The following is a 228-nucleotide window of genomic DNA, read 5'->3' on the forward strand; positions in this document are numbered from 1 at the left end:
CTCTCTTTAATATATTAGAGGCAAAAAATAGAATCAACGCTAATGTAAATGCGCAGCTTGTGTTCGAACAGTTAGTGTTGCGGTTGCAGGAGGGATGACCGTTTTGTATGATGTAGTAGGTGTTCGCTTTAAGAAGGCCGGAAAGGTGTATTACTTCGATCCGAATCAGTTCGATATCTCTGAAAATGAGTTTGTAATTGTAGAAACAGTAAGAGGTATTGAGTACGG

At 39.5% G+C, this 228-nt stretch carries 1 pseudogene; it reads left to right on the forward strand.

Annotation, left to right across the window (positions count from 1 at the left end):
- Positions 1-103 precede the first annotated feature (103 nt).
- A pseudogene (locus tag SB658_RS28295) lies at positions 104-228 on the forward strand (stage 0 sporulation protein); the annotation flags it as partial.

Source organism: Bacillus sp. SIMBA_008 (assembly GCF_046535495.1).
GTDB lineage: Bacteria > Bacillota > Bacilli > Bacillales > Bacillaceae > Bacillus > Bacillus subtilis.